Annotated in this window: 20 protein-coding genes; 13 read left to right on the top strand and 7 right to left on the bottom strand. The window is 66.0% G+C overall.

Translation table 11 applies throughout. The features are described from left to right. Window positions 1-153: 153 nt before the first annotated feature. Window positions 154-1,749, top strand: a complete 1,596-nt coding sequence (locus ON44_RS37745) for a GMC oxidoreductase (RefSeq protein WP_083898393.1) — start codon at window positions 154-156, stop codon at window positions 1,747-1,749. Between the two features lie 47 nt (window positions 1,750-1,796). Here ON44_RS37745 and ON44_RS37740 read toward each other — a convergent pair whose 3' ends face one another. After that, window positions 1,797-2,402: a TetR family transcriptional regulator gene (locus tag ON44_RS37740; RefSeq protein WP_085998695.1), complete on the bottom strand. Its 606-nt coding sequence runs from the start codon at window positions 2,400-2,402 to the stop codon at window positions 1,797-1,799. Between the two features lie 134 nt (window positions 2,403-2,536). Here ON44_RS37740 and ON44_RS37735 point away from each other — a divergent pair, with 134 nt between their 5' ends. Further along, entirely contained in the window at window positions 2,537-3,808 is a 1,272-nt protein-coding gene (locus tag ON44_RS37735) for an amidohydrolase family protein (RefSeq protein WP_040699423.1), read from the top strand. A 4-nt stretch (window positions 3,809-3,812) separates the two neighbouring features. On the opposite strand, the gene ON44_RS37730 is transcribed toward ON44_RS37735, so the two are convergent. Continuing rightward, on the bottom strand, window positions 3,813-4,562 hold the full coding sequence (locus ON44_RS37730; protein WP_040699438.1) for an enoyl-CoA hydratase-related protein: 750 nt from the start codon (window positions 4,560-4,562) through the stop codon (window positions 3,813-3,815). 231 nt (window positions 4,563-4,793) lie between these two features. Between ON44_RS37730 and ON44_RS47430 the strand changes: the two genes are divergently transcribed. The 3 genes from ON44_RS47430 to ON44_RS37715 are packed head-to-tail and all read left to right on the top strand — an operon-like array spanning window position 4,794 to window position 8,116. Continuing rightward, window positions 4,794-5,225, top strand: coding sequence for an FAS1-like dehydratase domain-containing protein (locus ON44_RS47430; protein ID WP_245567501.1), 432 nt, complete (start codon window positions 4,794-4,796; stop codon window positions 5,223-5,225). Further along, window positions 5,216-5,620: a MaoC/PaaZ C-terminal domain-containing protein gene (locus ON44_RS37720; RefSeq protein WP_040699421.1), complete on the top strand. Its 405-nt coding sequence runs from the start codon at window positions 5,216-5,218 to the stop codon at window positions 5,618-5,620. The genes ON44_RS47430 and ON44_RS37720 overlap by 10 nt, the downstream gene beginning before the upstream one ends. A gap of 48 nt (window positions 5,621-5,668) precedes the next feature. Beyond that, window positions 5,669-8,116: a CaiB/BaiF CoA transferase family protein gene (locus tag ON44_RS37715; protein ID WP_051182905.1), complete on the top strand. Its 2,448-nt coding sequence runs from the start codon at window positions 5,669-5,671 to the stop codon at window positions 8,114-8,116. A 13-nt stretch (window positions 8,117-8,129) separates the two neighbouring features. On the opposite strand, the gene ON44_RS37710 is transcribed toward ON44_RS37715, so the two are convergent. Then, entirely contained in the window at window positions 8,130-8,813 is a 684-nt protein-coding gene (locus ON44_RS37710; RefSeq protein ID WP_040699420.1) for a TetR/AcrR family transcriptional regulator, read from the bottom strand. Window positions 8,814-8,976: 163 nt separating this feature from the next. Here ON44_RS37710 and ON44_RS37705 point away from each other — a divergent pair, with 163 nt between their 5' ends. Genes ON44_RS37705 through ON44_RS37680 form a run of 6 tightly spaced genes read left to right on the top strand, consistent with a single transcriptional unit; the run spans window position 8,977 to window position 14,319 of the window. After that, a complete protein-coding gene (locus ON44_RS37705; protein WP_040699419.1) occupies window positions 8,977-10,101 on the top strand; it encodes an amidohydrolase family protein in 1,125 nt (374 codons plus the stop codon). A 4-nt stretch (window positions 10,102-10,105) separates the two neighbouring features. Further along, on the top strand, window positions 10,106-11,317 hold the full coding sequence (locus ON44_RS37700; RefSeq protein WP_040699418.1) for a thiolase C-terminal domain-containing protein: 1,212 nt from the start codon (window positions 10,106-10,108) through the stop codon (window positions 11,315-11,317). Further along, window positions 11,314-11,748 carry a Zn-ribbon domain-containing OB-fold protein gene (locus ON44_RS37695; RefSeq protein ID WP_040699416.1) on the top strand — a complete coding sequence of 145 codons (435 nt, stop codon included), beginning with the start codon at window positions 11,314-11,316 and terminating at the stop codon, window positions 11,746-11,748. The genes ON44_RS37700 and ON44_RS37695 overlap by 4 nt, the downstream gene beginning before the upstream one ends. A 3-nt stretch (window positions 11,749-11,751) precedes the next feature. Next, a complete protein-coding gene (locus tag ON44_RS37690; protein WP_040699415.1) occupies window positions 11,752-11,967 on the top strand; it encodes a hypothetical protein in 216 nt (71 codons plus the stop codon). A 39-nt stretch (window positions 11,968-12,006) separates the two neighbouring features. After that, window positions 12,007-12,831, top strand: coding sequence for a mycofactocin-coupled SDR family oxidoreductase (locus ON44_RS37685; protein ID WP_040699414.1), 825 nt, complete (start codon window positions 12,007-12,009; stop codon window positions 12,829-12,831). Window positions 12,832-12,855: 24 nt separating this feature from the next. Next, complete coding sequence (locus tag ON44_RS37680; protein ID WP_040699413.1) at window positions 12,856-14,319, top strand: aldehyde dehydrogenase family protein; 1,464 nt, start codon at window positions 12,856-12,858, stop codon at window positions 14,317-14,319. A 50-nt stretch (window positions 14,320-14,369) separates the two neighbouring features. Here ON44_RS37680 and ON44_RS51500 read toward each other — a convergent pair whose 3' ends face one another. From ON44_RS51500 to ON44_RS37665, 3 genes are read right to left on the bottom strand one after another with little or no spacing between them, the layout of a single operon-like run. Beyond that, entirely contained in the window at window positions 14,370-15,092 is a 723-nt protein-coding gene (locus ON44_RS51500; RefSeq protein ID WP_040699412.1) for an ABC transporter ATP-binding protein, read from the bottom strand. Further along, window positions 15,089-15,895 carry an ABC transporter ATP-binding protein gene (locus ON44_RS51495; RefSeq protein WP_040699410.1) on the bottom strand — a complete coding sequence of 269 codons (807 nt, stop codon included), beginning with the start codon at window positions 15,893-15,895 and terminating at the stop codon, window positions 15,089-15,091. The genes ON44_RS51500 and ON44_RS51495 overlap by 4 nt, the downstream gene beginning before the upstream one ends. After that, window positions 15,892-17,928, bottom strand: a complete 2,037-nt coding sequence (locus ON44_RS37665; RefSeq protein ID WP_051182904.1) for an ABC transporter permease — start codon at window positions 17,926-17,928, stop codon at window positions 15,892-15,894. The genes ON44_RS51495 and ON44_RS37665 overlap by 4 nt, the downstream gene beginning before the upstream one ends. Before the next feature lie 189 nt (window positions 17,929-18,117). On the opposite strand from ON44_RS37665, the gene ON44_RS37660 reads away from it, so the two are divergent. After that, entirely contained in the window at window positions 18,118-19,371 is a 1,254-nt protein-coding gene (locus ON44_RS37660) for an ABC transporter substrate-binding protein (RefSeq protein ID WP_040699408.1), read from the top strand. 52 nt (window positions 19,372-19,423) lie between these two features. After that, on the top strand, window positions 19,424-20,122 hold the full coding sequence (locus tag ON44_RS37655; RefSeq protein WP_040699405.1) for a DUF8020 domain-containing protein: 699 nt from the start codon (window positions 19,424-19,426) through the stop codon (window positions 20,120-20,122). 320 nt (window positions 20,123-20,442) lie between these two features. Here ON44_RS37655 and ON44_RS37650 read toward each other — a convergent pair whose 3' ends face one another. Then, window positions 20,443-21,039 carry an enoyl-CoA hydratase-related protein gene (locus ON44_RS37650; RefSeq protein WP_218007736.1) on the bottom strand — a complete coding sequence of 199 codons (597 nt, stop codon included), beginning with the start codon at window positions 21,037-21,039 and terminating at the stop codon, window positions 20,443-20,445. Between the last annotated feature and the right edge of the window lie 19 nt (window positions 21,040-21,058).

Here is a 21,058-nt window from a genome sequence, read left to right as displayed (position 1 = left end):
AGCCGGCATTCCCTCCCCTCAACCTCCCGCGAGATTCGCCGCGGGAGGTCCGCCGAAACCCCGCGCGCGAAATCCACTGCCGCGCGGGCCGGTATTCCTTGCTCTCAACATCCCCGCGGGATCCGATCCCCGCGGTCAGGAGGTCGATCAAACATGTCCGCATTCACGCGCCGGTCGTTTCTCGGTGGCGCCGCCGGTGCCGCAGTCGCATTGGCGGGTACGGGAATCGCCGCCGGTGCCAGCGGTATCGAGACAAAGATGAGGAGTGTCCCGCTGGTCCGCGAAGACCATCGGGTCATCGTGATCGGTACGGGTTTCGGCGGCGGCGTCACCGCGCTGCGCCTAGCCCAGGCCGGAGTCCCGGTGTTGATGCTGGAGCGCGGATTACGCTGGCCGACAGGTCCGAACGCGGAGACGTTCCCACATGCCACGTCTCCGGACAAGCGCATTCTCTGGTACGAGTCCGCGCCGGAGCTGTTCGGTAAGCCGGTGGCGTTCGACCCCTACGCCGGACTGCTCGAGACGGTGTCGGGTGAGAACATGACCGCGCTGTGCGCGGCCGGTGTCGGCGGTGGATCGCTTGTGTACCAAGGCATGTCGCTGCAGCCGTCGCAGGCCGCATTCGCCACGCAGTTCCTGGACGGTCTGGATTGGCCGACGATGAACCGGGTCCACTATCCGCGCGTCGCGCAGATGTTGCAGCTCGCGGTCGCCCCGGACGAACTGATCGCCAGCCCGAACTATCAGGCCGTCCGCGTCTTCGAACAGCATGTACGCAAAGCCGGTTTGCCGGTGTCGAAGATTCCGATGCCGATCGACTGGAATTACGCGCTCGCCGAACTCCGTGGCGAGATGAAGCCCTCCTATACCAACGGCGACGGTGCGCTCGGCGTGAACAATGGCGGAAAGCACTCCGTCGACGTCACCTATATCGCCGCGGCGGAGGCGACCGGCAAGGTGCAGGTCGAAATACTCCACCACGTCACCGAGGTCGAACGCGCCAAGGACGGACGGTGGACCGTCTACGTCGACCGGACCGACTCCTCCGGCACGGTGCTGGAGAACAAGATCCTCACCGCGGGCACACTGGTCATGGCCGCCGGAAGCCTCAACACCACCAAACTGCTGGTGCGAGCCAAGGCGAAGGGAACAATCCCGGACCTGCCGGACGCACTCGGCGCCGGGTGGGGCACCAACGCCGACCGCATCTACACCTGGACCTGCCTGGACAGCGATCTCGGCTACCCACAGGGCGGACCTGTCGTCTACGGCAGCCTGAACTGGGACGATCCCACGAAAGCGGCCACGGTCATCCAGGCATCGATCCCGCCGGCGGGCATAGATGCACGAACCACCATGCTGGTCGGCTACGGCGTCAGCAATGCACGCGGCCGCTTCGTCTACGACTCGGGCAAGGACGAGGCCGTACTGCACTGGCCAAAAGAAGGGGACGCGGTGATCCAGAACGGCACCATCGGTCCGCTGGTACAGAAGATCGCCGGCCCGGCGAGCGCTCTCGTCGATACGAACCTGGCAGTCCCCTCCACCTGGCACGCGCTCGGCGGTGCGAACATGGGCCCGGTCTGCGATCTGGAAGGCCGCGTGCACGGACAGCGCGGACTGTATGTCCTCGACGGTGCACTGATCCCGGGCAACAGCGCGGCCTGCAACCCATCGATGACCATCGCCGCCGTCGCCGAACGCGCACTCGACCACATCGTGGCCCAAGACGTCGGTTCGATCATCTGACCACCCTTCGGCGGGGTCGCCCCTCAGCGGGCGACCCCGCCGATCCGTCAGAGGACGCGCCCGTTCCGCCTCGACGAGAGCGCGTCGAATGCTTCATCGAGCAACTGCGCCAGATCGAGTTCGCCATCGGACGCCGACCAGCGCTCGACGGCGATATTCAGGCAACTCGTCGCGGCGGCGACCTTGACCTCCACCGAGATGGGGACCGGTCCCGACACGCCTGCCCGCTCAGCCAGCGCCGCGGTGAGAGCGGGTCGCCAACTGTGCTGTTTCTCCAACTGCCGCCCGGACAACTCCGGGGTGTCGAAGATGAGTCGCGTCATGGCGAGCGCCGCGACCGGGTCCTGCAGATAGAACTCGATGACCCCGCCCAATGCCCGGCGCAGCGCCGTCCAGTCGTCCTCTCCGGCGGGCCGGGCACGTAGCGCGGCCGCGAACTGGTCGGCGTGGGCGTCGAAGGCGCTCAGCACCGCTTCCTCCTTGCTGCCGAAGTAGCGCAGGAGAGTACTGCGAGAAACACCGGCAGCCGCGGCCATGTCATCCACGGTGACGTTGTGGAACCCCCGCTCCCGGGTCAACTCGTAGGCAACCTGTGCGAGGTCGGCTCGCACTGCGGCGCGGGCGATCATTCTCGTGCGCTTGGTTCCGCTCATCGGCATGACGCTACCCTTTGCAATTCAGTGACAGAACTGAGATCTGCGAGCTAGTCTGACACTCAGTCTCACCAATGAGGCTGAGTCTCTACTCGCGCCGGTGCGCGGAACTGTCAAGAAAGCAAGGTGTCAACGTGTCGGATTTCTTCGTCGTATCGGGCGATACGCACATCATCGAGCCGGTCGACCTGTACAAAACCCGGCTGCCCAAACATCTGCGGGACCGCGCCCTGTGGGAGGAGGAGTTCACCCTCGACGAGCCGATCGTGGCGGGCGGGCACACCGAGTTCAAGAAGCTGCACACGGTCGGGTTCGACGGTTGGACCATCTCCAAGTACCGGCAGCTCGGCGGGCGGACACCGGACGGCGAGCCGGAGAACATCATCAGGGATATGGATCTCGATGGCGTCGATGCCTCGGTGATGTTCCCGAACCTGTCGCTGTTCGTCCTGTTCACCGACGACCACGAGCTGTCGATGGCGCACGCGCGGGCGTGGAACGACTATCTCGTCGAACGGTATCTCCCGTACAAGGATCGGATGCGCCCGACGGCGGCGATCCCGCTCACCGACATTCCGGACGCGGTCGCCGAGATCGAGCGATGTGCGCGCATGGGATTGGGAGCCATCCTGCTGCCGGAGATCCCGCCGCTGCCCTACTGGTCGCGGGAGTACGACCCGGTGTGGGCGACCGCTCAGGCGCACGGGTTGCCGGTGTTCTTCCACGTCGCCACCGGCGGGGTGATGGTCAAGGAGTCGGTGTCCGAAACGGCGACCACCGTCAAAGGCCTGATGACGGCCATGAATATGGGGAAGGGACAGCTGACCGACGATATGGTCGCGGGCCGGACCATGGGCGGCGGGAACACCGCATCGGCCAGCCCGCAGGCCATCATCGCCTCCCTCATCGGTGGCGGCGTCTGTGAACGATTTCCCGACCTGCACTTCAACCTCACCGAGTTCGGCGCGGGCTGGCTGGTCTCGTTCATGGGCATGATGGACAAATCCTGGCGGACCGGCATCGGCCAGGACGCCGATTGGTGGCTCGGCTTCTGGGACGACACGCGCCCGCCGAACGACCAGCCGACCATGGGACGCCTGTTCGCCATCAACGGGAAATGGCCCTACCCGCTCTCGCCCAGCGAATACCTGCAGCGTCAGATCCATGTGCAGTTCGCCGACGACCCAGTGGCCGTCAAGGCACGCCACATCACCGGGATGTCGACCGTCATCTGGGGCAACGACTACCCGCACGCGGAAGGCACCTTCCGCAGTAGCAAGGAATGCATCGACTTCAACTTCGACGGGGTTCCCGACGACGAGCGAGCGATCATCCTCGGCGGCACTCTGGCCGATGTCGTGGGCTTCGACAAGAGCGTGAAGAAGGCCCCGGTCAACGTCGCCTGACTGGTCAGCGCCCCCGCCACTGCGGTGGGCGCTTTTCCAGGAATGCGGCAACGCCTTCTTTCAAATCTTCGCTGCGCATTACCCGTGCTACGGCTTCGGCAGTGACGTCCCAACCGTCGGCATCGGACGCGTCGTGCTGAGACGCGATCGCCGCCAGTGTCGCCCCGACCGCCACGGGTGACGAGGCGCAAACGTCATCGGCGAGTTCCAGTGCCGCATCGAGCGCGCGGCCAGGTTCGGTAACGCGGTTCACGAGCCCGAGCTGGTGAGCGCGTTCGGCGTCGAATACGGCGCCGGTGATCAATAGCTCCTTGGCGATGTGCAGGGGCAGGGCGCGCAGTGTGCGGAAGAGCGCGCCCGAGGAGGCGACCACACCGCGCCGGGTCTCCGGAAGTGCGAAACGGGCTGCGCGCGAAGCGACTACGAGATCGCAGGCGAGAACGATCTCGAGACCACCGCCGTAGGCCGGCCCCTCGACCGCCGCGATCAGCGGCTTCGCCCGGCGACGGCGAATGACGCCGTACTCCCCGCCCCGTTCGGTGCCGCCGCCCGCACCGTCCCTCAGGTCGGTGCCCGCCGAGAACACCGATGCGGTTCCCGTCAGCACGGCGACCCAGAGCGTCGGATCGTCGTCGAGCAGGTTCAGCGCGGCGTCGATACCCTCGGCGACCGCTCGATCGATGGCGTTGCGTTTCTCCTCGCGGTCGATTCGAACCACGAGCACCCGCCCGCGTCGTTCCTGGCGGACGGTCATCGCATCGCCCTGTTCGCGGGGATCGTCGCGGGGGAGCGTCATATGTAAATCCTATCGACGTTCTTCATAATGAGGGCACCTTTGGATGGCTTTCACCAGCAAGTTAGTCGAATTCTTGTAATTAGTACACGCTATTAGCTAACGTGGCCGAGGTCGGTGGCATGACCTGGCGCTCGATCACCCGAGTGCCGCTATAACCGAGTGACCGACCGAGGAGCAGCCGTGGCGATCATGCCGATCGAATGGGGCAAGGTGCGCGAGTACGCCATCGCGACCGCGGCTACCCGCCCGGTGTACCTGGACAACGCGGCGGCCCCGATACCGCCGACGTTCTTGGCGACGGTGGTGTATTGGGACCACATCGGGACGAGCTTGCGGGCACCCGAGGTCGCGTCCGCGTGCACCGCCGTCGGGGTCGCCGCCGAGCGGCGAAATCTGTTGTCGCTGGAGCAGGAGTACATCTTCCACGGATCGGTGCCGCGAGCGGGCGAGACACTGCACACCTCCGAGCGGTTTCAGGATGTCCGGGTCGAACAGACCCGCGGTGGGCCCATGGTCGTGGTCCGTTTCGTGGTGTCCTTCCACGACGACGGCGGTGTGTTGCGAGCCGAGTGCCGCTATACCTCGGCCTATTTACGCAAGGAGCGGTCACGATGGACCTGATTCCCGGCACCAGGCTGCCGGAGCGCACCTTCGGGCCGGTGACGATGACCGACATCGTCCGTTATCAAGGTGCGAGCGGGGATATGAATCCCATGCACCACGACGACGAACTCGCGCGGTCGGTGGGTTACCCGGCCGCCTTCAGCGCCGGAATGCTCGGTGCCGGGTGGCTCGCCGCGTACTGCACCGAGTACTTCGGCGAGGACGCGGTCCGCCGATTCCGCACTCGCTTCACCAAGGTGGTCTACCGGGGTGATCGCTTGGTCGCCTCGGGCGAAATCGTCCGGTTGTTCGGGCACGACGACGAGACGCGGGTGGAGTTGTCGATCCAGTTGCGGAAATCCGATGGCCCGCTGGTCGTGCATGGATCCGCCGAGTTCGCCGTCGACCGCTGAATGTCGCCCGTGGCGAAAATCCCTGTGTCTCTTGGATTGTGAGGACCAATGACAAGCGCTACCCCCGCCGAAGGCCCACTTGCCGGACTCATCGTCGTCGACCTCTCGACGACGCTGCCGGGTGCACAGGCCACGCAGTTTCTCGCCGATGCGGGAGCCGACGTCATCCTGGTGGAGCCGGTCGGCGGGAGTCCACTGCGCCGGGATCCGGGTTGGCCGGGCCTGCTGCGCGGAAAGCGCGGTGTCACACTCGATCTCGGTAGCGAGACCGGCCGCACCACATTGAGCGGACTGTTGCGCAAGGCCGATGTACTGGTCAGCACCATGCGACCGGCGGCCGCAGAGCGGTTGGGTCTGACGCCCGAGCAATTGGCCGAGCGGTATCCGCGGCTGGTCGCGGCGATGATCACCGGCTGGGGCTCACACGGACCGTGGTCGCACTACAAGGGCTATGAGGGCCTGATCATGGCCAAGACCGGCGTTTTCCACTCCAAACGTCAGCTCACCATGGGCCCGGATCCGGCGTTCGTCTCGGCTCCGTACGCGTCATTCGGCGCGGCCCAAGCTGCGGTCCACGGCATTCTCGCGGCCCTGATCGAGCGCGATCACAGCGGCCTCGGCCAAGTCGTGGAGTCGAATCTGGTGACGGGTGTGGGGGCCCACGATCCGTACAACTGGTTCTTCGAAATGATCCTGCACCGCTACCCGGATGCCTTCGAACCGCTGGTCGCGGCATTCGACGAGCAGGGACGACCACAATCCCGGCTGATGTATGCGCTGCTCAGCGCCGTAACGAAGGACGGCACCTGGCTGCAGTTCGCGCAGACCTCGCCGCGGCTGACGCAGGCGTTCCTGGAAGAGCTCGGCCTGTGGGCCGAGCTGGCCGACCCCAAATGGGAAGGCTTTCCGACCATGCCCGATCCGGATCTGCGGTTCGAGTGGTGGAACAAGATGCTGTCGAAGGTCGAGGAACGCACGCTGGACGAGTGGCGGCAGGTGTTCGAGACGACCATGGATGTATTCGGCGAACAGTTCCGCACCCCCGCCGAAGCACTGGCGCACCCCCAACTGGTGCACGAGGGCCGCGTGGTCACCGTCGCGGATCCACGGCTCGGTCCGGTCCGGCAGCCGTCTTCGCAGGTGCATGCGAACGGTCGCGCGCTCACCGAGATCCGACGCGCCCCGCAACTCGGCGAGTACGACCAGGAAATACAGCGGTTCGCCGATGAGGACGCGGAGCCGTCGACCGCCGTCGGCGCGGACGAGGCCCGACAGTATCCGCTCGAGGGGGTGACCGTGCTGGAATTGGGCTCGATGTACGCCGGACCATACGGCGCGACGCTGCTCACCGACCTCGGCGCACGGGTGATCAAAATCGAGCCGCTCGACGGCGACTTGATCCGCTGGCTGATGGCCTTTCCCGAGGCCGGTGGCGCGAAAGTCCTACAGGGGAAGGAAAGCATCGCCATCGATCTCGGTTCCGAGGCGGGCCGGGAGGTGGTGCGGGATTTGGTTCGTGGATGCGATGCGGTCCTGCAAACCTTCCGCGCCGGGGTCGCCACCCGAATGGGCGTCGACGAGGCAGCGCTGAAGTCGATCAACCCGGATCTGGTCTATGTGCACGCTCCCGGCTACGGGATCGACGGGCCGTACGCCGCCCGACCGGCTTATGCGCCGTCGATCGGTGCGGCATCGGGGATTTCGCTGACCGACGCGCCACTGGCGGGCCGATCTCCCGGGGATCGCACGGAGTTGCTCCGCAACGCCCGCGAGTTGTACTCGGCCAGTGCCGTGCCCGCGGTCCAATGCGATGGCATCGCAGCTCTCGGAGTGGCGTCGGCACTGCTGCTCGGGCTTTGCGCGAAGCGTCGTGGGTTCGCGATGACCGAACTGGTCACCACCATGCTCGCCACCAGCACACACGCACTGATCGCTCGCAATACGAGCTACGCGGGGCGGCCCGCTACGTCGACCGTCGACGCGGAGTTCCGCGGACTCGGCCCGCTCTATCGGATGTACGCCGCAGCCGACGGCTGGGTATTCCTCGCCGCTCCGGCGGAGCACGAGTGGGAGCCGTTGGTCGAGGCGCTCGGCCACGGCAAACTCGCCGACGAACAGTTCGCGACACCGCAAACACGGACAGCCAATAGCGAAGCGCTCGCGGCGGCACTCACCGAAATCTTCGCAGAGCGCACCAAGGACGAGTGGGAAACCTATCTCACGGCGCGCGACGTCGGCTGCGTTGCAGTCGCCCAGGAGTCGGCCGAGTGGCAGATGCAGACCGACGAGTTCTACGACGCGGGCTACGCCGTGGACGCGGTCAGCCCGATATTCGACGAACATCGGCGGCTGGCGCCGCTCAACCGGTTCTCGCGGTCGTCGGTCAAGGCCGACGCGGGCTGCACCATCGGCGAGCACACCGATGCGCTACTGCGCGCGATCGGGTACGACGACGCGCGCATCGCAGATCTGCGCGACCGACAGATCGTGGGCTGAGCACGACGGTTGCTCACGTCGCGGCCCGTGCCTCCGACTCCAGGAGCGCACGGGTCGACGGTGACAGGGGCGCGGTCAGCATGCCGATCCAGCCGTCGACGTAATTGTTGAGCTGCGCCTCACTGATCCGTTGCCGGCTGCGCGCGTGCTCGCCGAGCAGGTTGAGCACACTGTTGTAGAGCTGCACCCGCCGACCGCGCTGTGCTCGAGCGGGCATGCCGCCAAGTGCGGCGGGAACCAATTCCTCGAGCACATCGACCGTGGTGTCCTTGATGTGCCCCGGCCAGTATTCGGCGTGCGCGCGGGGATTCTCGCTCAGCCTGGCCAGGAACGGCACGAACATCTCACCGGCTCGAATGCTCTCGACCAGCGGGCGGACGATCACCCAAACCGCTGTCCGTGGATCGTCGGATAATCCGTCGGCACGTGCCTGCTCCACCAATGCGGCCCGGCGCGCGTCGATGGTCTGGTATCGGAAAGTGATCAGCGCCCGGACCAGTCCGGCCTTCGAGCCGAAGTGGTATGTGATGACCGAAGAATTCGACTGACCGGCTTCGAGCTGGATCTCGCGCAGGGTCACGCCCTCCACCCCGCGCACGGCGAAGAGTCGCTCGGCCGTCGTCATCAGCAATTCGCGAGTCGCCGCGCCCGTGGTGTGCCGTCGTCTGCGGCCAGCGGTCTCTGCGCCTGTTGACATGGCTCCCCATTCTCGTCGGCTTGCCGGCCGATGCTCATGTTCGCCGAAGCCCCGCTTACTCTGCAAACCCAATATCTAATGACAAACGATTAGAAATTGACGTAGCATCCGATTCGAGACCTATCTGCCGCAGTGCTCGCGGCCCGAGCTTCAGAGGACCCTCATGCCGAAGATCTGGACCAATTCCGGCGACTCCCACTTCCTCGAACCGACCGATCTCTGGGAATCGCGACTGCCCGAACGGCTCGCGGAACTGACGCCGAAGTCCGAGAAGGACCCCGACGGCGAGTACGAGACGGTGCACGTGGACGGACAGTCGTTCCGACGCAAACTGCCGAGCTCGGTGGCCGTGGAGTTCCTCGAGGCGAGTCGAAGGGCACAGGGCATCCGCGATGCGCGAGCGCGTCTGCGGGATCTGGACCAGGAAGGCGTCTGGGGTGAGGTGATCTTCCCTTCGCTGGGGATGTGGGCCTCGACCTTCCGGACTCCCGAACTGCTCCGGGCCTGCATGCGGGCCAGCAACGAATGGGCGCTCGAGGAGATCGCCGCGGTATCGGACCGCTATGTCGTGACCGCCCAGGTGTCGACGCTGGTGGTCGAGGACGCGATCGCCGAACTGGAATGGGCGGCCGAGCACGGCTTTCGAGCGGTATTCCTGCCGACCACCCCGCATGCCAGCGCACCCGACTGGCACCGATCGGATTGGGAACCGTTCTGGGATGCGGCCGAACGCGCGCGCATGGTGCTGGCCTTCCACATCGGTACGGATCCGGTGGATATGACCAGCGGCGGCGCGGGCGTGGTCTACCGCGGCCCCGGCGGCGCGGTTCTGAACTATGCCGAATCGACCTTCTCCGGTCAGCGGGCCGCCATGAAGATGGTCGCGTCCGGCGCGCTTGATCGGCATCCGGATCTGAAGGTGCTGATCTCCGAGGGCGGTGCCACCTGGATCCCGTTCCTCGGCGATCGCATGCTCGAGGGCTACCGCCAGCATCACATGGCGGTGCGGCCGAAACTCGCGCGCGATCCGAAGCAGACCTTGATGACGCAGGTCTACGCCTCGTTCCAGCACGATGAGACCGCGGTCGCCGCGTATACGGCGATGGGCTACCGGAACGTGATGTTCGGTTCGGACTACCCGCATATGGAAGGCACCTTCGGCCACACCCAGGACACGCTGAAGTCGCTGTTCGACGGTGTCTCGGACGAGGTCCGGCTGCGGATAACGCAGGGCGCGTTCTTCGAGCTGTTCCCCCATGTTCCGCCGATTCCAACCGACGAGGTCTGAGCCGATGGCCAGCGATACGGGATTGCGTGACGTCGCGATCGTCGGCGTGGGGGCCACGCCCTATTACCGGCGGGGTGAATCCGCGGGCAAGACCATCGTTCAACTCGCCGGCGAAGCCATCCTCGCCGCTTGTGCGGATGCCGGGTTGTCGGTGCGGGATATCGATGGTTTCGCCTACTACTCGGGCGCGGGCGCCGGATACGGCGACAAGATGGAGTCCGTCGACTTCATGGAGACCCTCGGCATTCCCGAGATTCGTTTCTCGGCGTCGCTGACATCCGGTGGCGGCGGGTCCGCCGGGGCGATCGGCCTGGCGCGGGCGGCCATCGTGGCCGGTGACGCGTCGGTCGTGGTCACCGTCATGGCGTTGCAGCAGCAGAAGCAACGCCTCGGCACCGTGATGGCGGCCAAGCCGGTCAGCCCCGTCGGGTCGTTTCTGCAACCTGCCGGGCTGGCGGGACCGGGCCACCTGATATCGGTGCTGGCCCGGCGCCATATGCATCAATACGGCACCACCAGAGACGCATTCGCCGAAATCGCGATGTCGACCCGGCAGAACGCGCTGAATCGCCCCAAGGCGATGAAGCGGACGCCGCTGACCAAGGAGCAATATTTCAGCGGGCGCATGATCGCCGAACCGCTGTGTGTATACGACTTCTGCCTGGAGACCGAGGGCGCGGTCGCGGTGATCACCACCTCGATCGATCGTGCTCGCGATCTGCGCCAGCGGCCGGTACCCGTGGTAGCCGTCGCACACGGCGGCACTCGGGACTGGGGCCGCGCCTTCTCGTGGTTCGGCATGCCGGAGGAGAACTTCGCCTCGTCCGGACATAAACCGATCGCCGGGCGGCTGTACGAGCAGGCGGGGATCACAGCGCAAGACATCGACGTAGCACTCATCTACGACCACTTCACCCCGATGGTGCTGATGCAGTTGGAGGATTACGGCTTCTGCAAGCCTGGCGAGGGCGGGCCGTTCATCGAGAGCGGCGCGATCCGATACACCCCACGCAGAAAGCCGGGAACCATCCCGGTGAACCCGCACGGCGGACAGCTCTCCGAGGCGTACATCATCGGCATGACCCAGATCGTCGAGGGCGTCGAGCAGTTGCGCGGCACCGCGATCAACCAGGTGGCCGACGCCGAATTCGCACTCTGCACCGGTGGGCCCGCCAGCCTCCCGGTCAGCGGTCTGATCCTGGGGCGTGACCGATGAACGCCGCGCGCCTGGCCACAGCGCTTCCGTCGGACTTCGTCGCGATCACAACCGACTCCGTGACCGAGCCGTTCTGGCAGGCGGCGAAGCAGCGGCGGCTGGTCGCACCGCAATGCGCGGACTGCGCGACATTTCGGCTACCGCCGACGCCGTTCTGCCCGGAATGCCTGTCCACCGCTGTGGACTGGCCCGAATTGTCCGGCCGCGCAATCGTTTACAGCTTCGCCGTGGTGCACGGGTTCCCCGGATTGCCGGAAGTGACTCTGGTCCCGGCCGTTGTGGACTTGCCCGATGCTCCCGGTGCCCGCTTGGTGACGAACGTCATCGATATCGAACCCGAGCAGGTGCGGATCGGCATGGAGCTCATCGTCGACTTCCATCCGATCACCGATGGCTGGCTCCTGCCCGTATTCCGGAAAGCCGAGGACTGAGCAATGGACGACGAATACGAAAGCGCGCTCGAAGAGAAGCCGCTCGAATTCCTGACCAGCATCGCGAACAGCGGCGGGTCCTGCGATGGCCAGGCGATCGTCCCCGACGGCGAGCACTACCGATGCTGGTGTTCCTGCGGCGAATGGACGATCCGAGCGCCGACCCAGTGGGAAGGCCTGCGTCTCGCCCGGGCCCACACCGGCAGCACGCCGACCTGATCGGCGGCACTCATGAACAGCCAGAAATTTGGAGGTGCAATGGCATCGGACAACAAGGTCGCATTCATCACCGGTGTCGCCCGCGGGCAGGGGCGCGCGCACGCGGTGAAGCTCGCGTCCAAGGGCATGAACATCATCGGTCTCGATATCTGCGATGACATCGCGTCGATGGATTACCCGAACGCCACACCGGATGACCTGCGGGCGACCGCCGAAGCTGTAGCGGAAGTCGGCGGCGCGATCGTCGCCGAACCAGGTGATGTCCGCAGTTCCGCCGATTTGCAGCGCGTGCTCGATCTGGGCCTGGAACGCTTCGGTCGCGTCGATGTGCTGCTCGCGAATGCCGGTATCGTCCACCTGTCCGATGGCGGTGACCGCGACCGCATCTGGACCGACATCATCGATGTGAACCTGACCGGCGTATGGCGCACCATCGAGGCGGTGCTTCCGGCGATCCGTGCCGGTGGGCGCGGCGGATCCATCGTGATCACAAGTTCCTCGGCCGGTATCAAAGGCATGGCCAGCGATAAGGCCGGGGCCCAGGCCTATACCGCCGCCAAGCGCGGCCTGGTGGGTCTCATGCAGGTGCTCGCCAACCAGTACGCCGCCGAAATGATCCGGGTCAACACCATCCACCCGACCGGGGTGGTTTCCGGCATGACGCAGAACCCGGTCATGGCGGCGCTGCACGCGCAGGCGGCCGGCGGTGACAAGAACACGATCAGCCAGATGCAGAACGCCCTGCCGATCGACATCCTGCAAGCCGAGGACATCGCCAATGCCGTCGCGTGGCTGGTGTCCGACGAGGCCGCCTACCTGACCGGAGTCCAGCTACCGCTCGACGCCGGATTCACCATTCGCTGAATTTCACCCATCACGGAGGTATGCATGCCAACGATCGCTCCCCGAGTTCAACTTCGCTACGGGGATACGGTCCTCGACGCCGGATCGGGCGGTGTCTTCGAACACCGCAATCCCTATACCGGCGAGGTGCAGGCGCGAATTCCCTTGGCGGGTGCGGCCGAAATCGATGCGGCCATCGAATTGGCTGCCACACAGGCGGATTCGTGGCGGCGCTGGACGCCCGAAGCGCGGCGCGATGTGCTCACGCGTTTCGCCGAACTGTTGGTCGAACACCGTCAGGATTTCGTCGATCTCCAAGCGCTCGACGGCGGTACGCCACTGCACTTCGGGCGGCGGATCATCGACAACTCGATCAGTTGGGCGCGCTATTACGCCGGATGGTGTGACAAGTTGTCCGGCGAACTGATTTCGACACTCGATACTCGCGAGTACTTCTCCTATACGGCGCCCGAGCCGTATGGCGTCGTGGGCATCATCGTCACCTGGAACGGACCGGTCATCTCCCTCGGTATGAAGGTCGTACCGGCGCTGGCGGCCGGAAATTGCGTCGTGGTGAAACCCTCGGAGTTCACCCCCTTCTCCCCTGATCTGTTCGCGCAACTGCTGCGCGAAGCCGGTGTGCCGCAGGGAGTTTGCACCATCCTGACCGGTGGCCCGGAGGCTGGAGCCGCCCTGGTTCGGCATCCGAAGGTGGCGAAGGTGAGTTTCACCGGCGGGCCCGTCGCGGCGCGCCAGATCATGCACGCGTGTGCCGACCAGCTCAAACCCGCCGTGCTGGAGTTGGGCGGTAAGACCGCGAGCCTTGTGTTCCCGGACGCCGGAGACCTCGAGGCCGTGGCCAACCGTGCTGTGCGCGACTGCATCGGAGTGCTGGCAGGCCAAGGCTGTGCCGTGCCGAGCCGTCTGATCGTGCACGAGGACATCCACGACGAGATGGTCGAACGGGTAACCGCCATCGCGGCCACCTACAAGGTGGGCGATCCGTTCGATCCGGAGGTCAAGGTCGGACCGCTCATCAATGCCGCGGCTGTCGAGCGGGTCTGCGGCATGCTCGACCGCGTCCGGCGTGATGGCGCGGGCCGAATCGTGCTGGGCGGCAACAAGGCAGGCGGCGACCTCGCGGACAAGAACTTCGTGGAGCCGACGGTCATCGTCGATACCGATCCCGACCACGAGATCGCACAGACGGAGATCTTCGGCCCGGTACTGCTGATCTTCAAGTTCTCGACCGATGACGAGGCGGTCGCGTTGGCCAACAGCACGCCCTACGGCCTCGGCGCGAATATCCAGTCGACAAACCTCACCCGGGTGCACCGACTCGCCGAGCGACTGAACGCGGGCGGCGTCTACGTCAACGGCGCGCGCCAGAACCTCCCGCATACGCCCTTCGGCGGCGTCGGGATCAGTGGTTACGGCAGGGAAGGCGGGCGGGCCGGGATCGACGAATTCCTGCGCTACAAGACGGTTTCCATCATCGAGCCGGAGTGATCCGAAAAGGAGCCGAGGCAAAGCGCCTCGGCCCCTTTTCTATCCACACCTCAAGCCGCAGTGGCGTCACCGAGATAACCGCGCAGCAGTTCGTCACCCGCTTGGTCGGCGGCACCCGACCAGGCGATCCGCCCGCGCTGCAGGATGAGGCAGTGATCGGCGAAAGCCAGTGCGCGACTGGCGAACTGCTCGATCATGAGCACCGCGACACCGGCCGCCCTGGCCCGCTGCAGGCTCTCGAAGACCACATCGACCATCTTCGGCGCCAGGCCGAGCGACATCTCGTCGGCGATCACCAACCGTGGTTCGACCATCAGCGCCCTGGCCAGCGACAGCATCTGCTGTTCGCCGCCGGACAGGGTCCCCGCGGCCTGACGCTGCCGTTGCCGCAGCACGGGAAAGATCTCGAAGGCATGGTCGATGGCCGCGGCCCTGCGCCGCCGGTCGGCCGCTGTGGCCATGCGCAGATTCTCCAGCACGGTCAGGGTCGGGAACACGCCGCGGCCTTCGGGCAGATGGACGAGACCCGCGCGCCGGATCCGGTCCGGCGTCGCGCCGGTGATATCGCGGCCGTCGAGTTCGACGGTTCCGTCCACCGGCGTGACGAGCCCGGACAGCGCCCTGGCCAGGGTGCTTTTTCCGGAACCGTTCGGCCCGAGCACGGCCAGCGCGCTGTTCGGGTGCACATCGAAGGTCACGCCCTGCAGCGCCTGCGCGGCGCCGTAGCGGACGCTCAGGTCGCGGACGGCGAGCAGGGAAGACGTGGTGGTCATGCCGAGGTCCTTTCCTCGTCGGGGCCCGCGCCCAGATACGCGGCGCGCACGGCCGGATCCGCGCGGACCTCGGCCGGGGTTCCTTCGCTGATCTTGACTCCGAAGTCGAGCACATGGACGACATCGCTGAGCCCGAGCACCAGATCGACATCGTGCTCGACCAGCAGCAGCGATACGCCGTGGTCGGCCACGACACGGGTGAATGTGCCCGCGAGCTCATCGGTTTCGCGCGCGTCCAGCCCCGACGACGGTTCGTCGAGCAGTAGCACATTCGGATCGACGGCCAGTGCCCTGGCGATCTCGACGAGCCGGCTGGTGCCCAGCGGCAGTCCGGCCACCGGCAGATCGGCGTGCCCGGTCAGTTGCAGTGCGGCGAGGATCTCGTCGACCCGCCGGTCCTCGTCGGCGGGGGCGCGGCGGAAACCGCCCGCCGTCACGAGGTCGGTCCACATCCGGCTGCGGGCGTGCCGGAGTCGGTAGCCGAGCACCACGTGCTCGCGGACGGTCAGTCCGGGGAAGAGCTCCGGATGTTGGAAGGTGCGGGCGAGGCCGCGCCGGGCCCGCGACTGCGCACTCGCCTTGGTGACGTCGTGCCCGTCCATCACGACGGCGCCGGAGCTCGGTTTCAGCAGTCCGGACAGCACCGCGAACAAGGTGCTCTTACCCGCGCCGTTCGGGCCGACGAGACCGACGATGGAGGCGGGTGGGACCTGGAGGTCGACGTCGTTGAGGGCGACGAGTCCACCGAAGCGGACGGTCACACCTTTGGCCTCGATCCGCGGTGGGGTCGGTTCGGTGGTCATGCCAGGTCTCCCGGGGTCAGCTGTGGTTCCTCGACGCGCTCGCGGGATTGCTCCGCGGCCGGTGTCGTCTCGGAACCCGTTGTTGCCTTTGATATTTCGGAGCGTTCGACGGCTGGCCGTCGGCGCTGCCACCAACGAATGACATCGTCGAGTTGCCGCGCGTGCATCGCGACGATCCCGTCCGGATTGCGGGCGAGCATGATCGCGCCGAAACCGAACATGATGACCGGGATCTCGGCCCAACTCGTCGGCAGATAGGTCTGGAACACGCTGGGCAACACCGCGAAGGCCACCCCCGCGACCAGCGCGCCCATGATCGACCGTGAGCCCAGGGTGACCAGGACGGCCAGCCAGACCAGACCGGTGAACGCGTTGAACGAATCGGGCAGCGCCGACTGGTAATTCAGCGCGAGGAATCCGCCGCCGATCGCCGCGACGAACGTGGCGAGGGCCGATACCAGCACCTTGATCGGAAGAATGCTCAGGCCGAGTGTGCGCGAGCCGGGTTCGCTCCACCGGACCGCGGTCACCGCGAGTCCCGCGGTCGAACGCCGCAGATTGACCACGAGCAGACCGAGCCCGACGAACACCACCAGGGCGAGCAGAGCGAATGTCGCGTTGTCCGCGGCCCATTCGGGGCGCGGCATATAGATGCCCTGGCCGGAGTTGTAGAACCGGTCCCGCATGAAGATCAGGTTCTGGGCGAGCAGGCCGAAGGTCAGCGTGACCAGGGCAACGTACAGGTTGCCCAGGCGGATGGTGAGCAATCCGAGGATCACCCCGATCGGCACGATGCACAGCGCACTGACCAGGACCGCCACCAGCGGCGACCATCCGGAGTTGGTGGTCAGATCGGCCGCGAAGATGGCACCCATCCCCGCGAAAGTGATCTGACACAGCCAGATCATGCCGCCCTCACCGGTGACCAGCGTGAACGACAGCAGCGCGATCGCGAGCGCGATACCCGCACCGACCAGCCCTGCCCAGAAGTCCTCGAGGACCAGGGGCAGTACCGCGACGATGACCAACGTGACCACGGCCGCGACGAGTGCGGCCGTCGGTCGGGTCCGCCCGGTGCGTGTCCCGCCCGAGCTACCGGGCGCTCCGGCATTCGCCGTACGGATCGCGCGATCGAGCGCGCCGCCCGCCGTGGTATCGCCCGCCTGTCCACGCACCGCGTAGTACAGCAGGAAGACCAGCATGAACATGAACGGGATGCTGGGCACGATCTGCGCCGAGAACGGGCTCTGCGGATCGAGGTAGCGCTGGATGACATTGGTGACCACACCCATAGCGAGCGCGACCGAGACCGCCATCGGCAGACTGCGCAGCCGCGCCGCCACCACCGCCGCGAAGGCGGCCGACATCAACGAGGTCATGCCCTCGACCGTGAGTCCCGCGGTCGGGGCGACGAGCACCCCCGCGAGTCCGGCCAACAGTGCACTGAATGCCCACACGCCGAGCGACACCCGGGTCGGGCTGACTCCGGACATCGCGGTCAGCGACTCGGAGTCGACCAAGGCCCGAACCCGCAGGCCGATATCGGTATACCGCAGCAGCCCGGTGCCGACGAGCAGAACCACTGCCAGGCCCGTATAGGTGATCACCTGGTTCATATCGACGACCGCCCCGAATACGTGGAATATCCGCAGCGGTTGGGGAGCCAGGCCGGGTGCCGTGGTGTTCACCAGGTGTCCCAGCACCAGGTTGACCAGCGGTGGCAATGCGACCGAAAGGCCGATCGTCGCGACGATCTTGACCAGCGGCGAGCGCAATCGCAGGTAGCGGAAAAGCAGCACGTAGAGCGCGATGCCGAGAGCCGGGCCGAACAGCCCGATCGCGACGACAGCCGCGAGCGGCATCGACCACCCGTGTTCGACGTGCAGGAAAAAGTAGAAGCGGGCGACGGCGAAGGCCATGGCGCCGAAGGCGAAGTTGAAAACGCCTGAGGAAACGTAGGTGACGACCAGCGATGCCGCGGCGATTGCGTAAATCGCTCCGAGGGCTAGGCCGGCGAGAACGTAGGAGAGCAACGGTGAGGCCCCTAAAAGTTCGACGCTCTGGAGGTATGGGTAAGAGTGCGCTAATAGAGGGTCATCGTCAAGGATTTTGTCCGGATTCTTCGTGAAAACCGGATACAAAGGGTACTGAATATGCTCCACTGTAGCCCTCAGAGCCGTTCCGGCACCGTAGCTGGATCGGCGATAGCTAGAGGAGTGCAGATGCGCAGAGTCGGTGCGATCGCAGCATGGGTGTGCGCCGCAATGTTTCTTGTTCCTGCGTGCGGCAGCGGCGGCTCCGGCGGCCCGGGCAATACGAGCGGGCCGATCAAGGTGGGTGTGCTGACCTCGCTCAGCGGCGCCGCGACCGCCAACTACGCAGGTACCGAACCCGGAGTGAAAGCCCGCTTCGCCGCATACCAGGCGGCGAACGGGAAGTGCGCGGCGCGCGGCTTCGACGTCGTCATGGGTGATGACCAGTCCACACCGCAGGGCGCGTTGACCGCGGCGCAGAAGTTGGTGCAGCAGGATCGCGTCTACGCGGTGCTGCCGGTGAGCACGTACTTCTACGGCGCGGGGCAGTACGCGGGCACCCAGGCGAGCAAGACGCCGTTCCTCGGCGCCGGCTTCGACGGCGGCGAGCAGTGGTTCAACCCGAAGTACGACAACCTCTTCGCCGCGACGGGTGGTACCGACTACAACAAGACCGCGACGACCCTGGGTGACTACTGGAAGAAGATCGGCGGCACCAAGGCCGCCGTGCTCTCCTACAACACCCCGAGTGCCACGAAGTCGGCGGAAGGCGCGGCACTGTCGGCCGAACACGCCGGTCTGACGCGCGGTTATGTCAACATCCGCATTCCGTTCGGGACCACCGATGTCGGTCCCTACGTCCTCGGCATCAAGGAATCCGGTGCCGATGTGCTGTATGCGCCGGTCATTCCGGATACCGGATTCGCGCTCATGACCGGTCTGCGGCAGGCCGGTGTCGAGATGAAGTCGGTGCTGCTGGCAACCGGCTACGGGGCGGATCTGCTGAAGTCGCCGCCGGCGATCGCGGCGGGCCAAGGCGTCGGCTTCATGACGTCCTTCGCACCGACGGAGATGAATACCGAAGCGACTCGGGCATTTTCGGCGGCACTGAAGCAGTACGCGGGCTCGGAGACCGGTATCCCGTCCTTCTCGATGGCGGTGGGCTGGGTCAGCGCCGACCTGTTGATCGAGGGGCTCGAGAAGGCCGGCTGCAATGCCGGCCAGGAGCAGTTGATGTCCGCGCTGCGCACCGATAAGACCTGGACCGCCGGTGGATTGTTCCCGAAGCCTGCCGATTTCGAGAACCGGGGCTCCTACTCGGTCGGCTCCCCGGGCAACTGCACCTTCATCTCGATCCTGCGCGGCGACAAGTTCGTGCCGGACACGAATGGCGCTCCGGCCTGCGGCGAGCAGATTCCGGACCTGAAGGTCGTGCCGAAGTAGACGTCCCTCCACATCGAAGTCCGAGGGATCCGAAAGAAAAGAGAAATACAGGATGAGGAAGATCGCAGCCGCCGGTGTGTTACTGGCATCCGCGCTCGCCGTTACCGCACCCCCTGTGGCCGCCGCACCACAGGCCGACGACCTTGGCGTGAACTACACGGCGAATGCCACCGACAGATCGACGATCATCACCACCGATGCCGGTTCGATGGCCGTGGAAGACGGGGTATTCAAGATCAAGGCAGCCAACGGGACCACCCTCGCCGGTGCCGAGTTGGCTTTCCGGGTAGACGATTTCGTCTTCCCCATCGCTGCGGAGATCAAGGATCGTACCGCCACGCTGACCCCGCAGTTCGATCGTGAACACGCGGTGTACAAGCCGGTCGCCCTGCCCTACGAGGACCAGGCCCCCTGGAAGACCCAATACGACCGGGAACAGGCCGCGTTCAGCCGGATGATCAGCACCATCACGATGGGTGCGACAGTCGGCACCATGGTCGGCGGCATCGCCGGCGGGGCCGCCGGCTGTGTCCTGGGCGGCATCGCCGGCGCCACCGTCGCCTCGGCGACGATCGTCGGATTGTTCGGTCCGTTCATCCCCGCCGCGGCCATCGGCTGTATCGGCGGGATCGTGGCCATCGGTGCGCTGGGCACCCTGGCCGGGCAGCTCCTGGTGACCGCGCCGGTCGCGATCATGGCGGCCATCCAGTACTTCACCACCATCAACTCGCCGATGCCCGCACCGAAGTAGCCGAATCGGGAAGACCTGACAGGGACGCCCGCATCGCTACGGCGAGCACTCTGGACACCACAACCAGAGTGCTCGCCTGATCGATGACCCTGATCAGTGCGATCGGCATGTACAAGAGCCCCGTACCTCGCCATCAGGCGAGGTACAGGGCTCTTCCGAATCGGCCTATGTCAGCCGCTCAGTCGCAGTGTGAGGGTTCGACAACCAGCTGTTGTTCGTCCCAGGAGTACCACCACCCCAAATGATGCGCTCGCCGGAAGGGCGAACCTTCACAGGACCGGCGTAGCACTCACACGCTCGGTTTGTCGGTTGTCGCACAGTTACTTTCGGTTGGTCCGAGCCGCGAATCGGCGCGCCACGTCCACCACGTCCGAGCGCCAACGCAACTTCGCCCGCGCCTCGAGCGCTAGGGCGTGGGCCAGGCTGGTGCCTTCACCGTCGGCGAGCAGTTCGAGTGTCCCCACGACGGCGTCCGGGTGGGTGCGGCGGATCAGATCCGCGAGCTCCCAGGCTCGGTCGAGCAGCCGATCGTGTGGGACGACCTCGTTCACCAGCCCCACCGCCAGCGCCCGTGCCGCATCGATCCGCTCCCCCGTCAGCATCATCTGACGCGCCAGCCGCACACCCACCGCCCGCGGCAGCAGTGCGCTCATCCCCCACCCCGGCGGCAATCCGATCGCGGCGTGCGTGTCGGCGAAACTCGCATGCTCCGAGGCGATGAGGAACGAACAGGACAGCGCCAACTCCAGTGCGCCCGTGAAGCACAACCCGTTGATGACCCCGAGTACCGGCGTGCGGGCCGCCCGCACCACCGCCGCCGGATCGGTGCGCGCCCCGCGCGGTGATCCGGCCCCGTTGCCCAGCGCCTCTTTCAGGTCGATACCCGCCGAGAATGCCGGATCGGTTCCCGTGAGCACGACCAACCGGGTCGCGGCA

This window comes from Nocardia vinacea NBRC 16497 (assembly GCF_000308835.1).
GTDB classification, from domain to species: domain Bacteria; phylum Actinomycetota; class Actinomycetes; order Mycobacteriales; family Mycobacteriaceae; genus Nocardia; species Nocardia vinacea.
The sequence above is the reverse complement of the archived record's forward strand: the minus strand, read 5'-3'. Positions and strand labels throughout refer to the sequence as shown.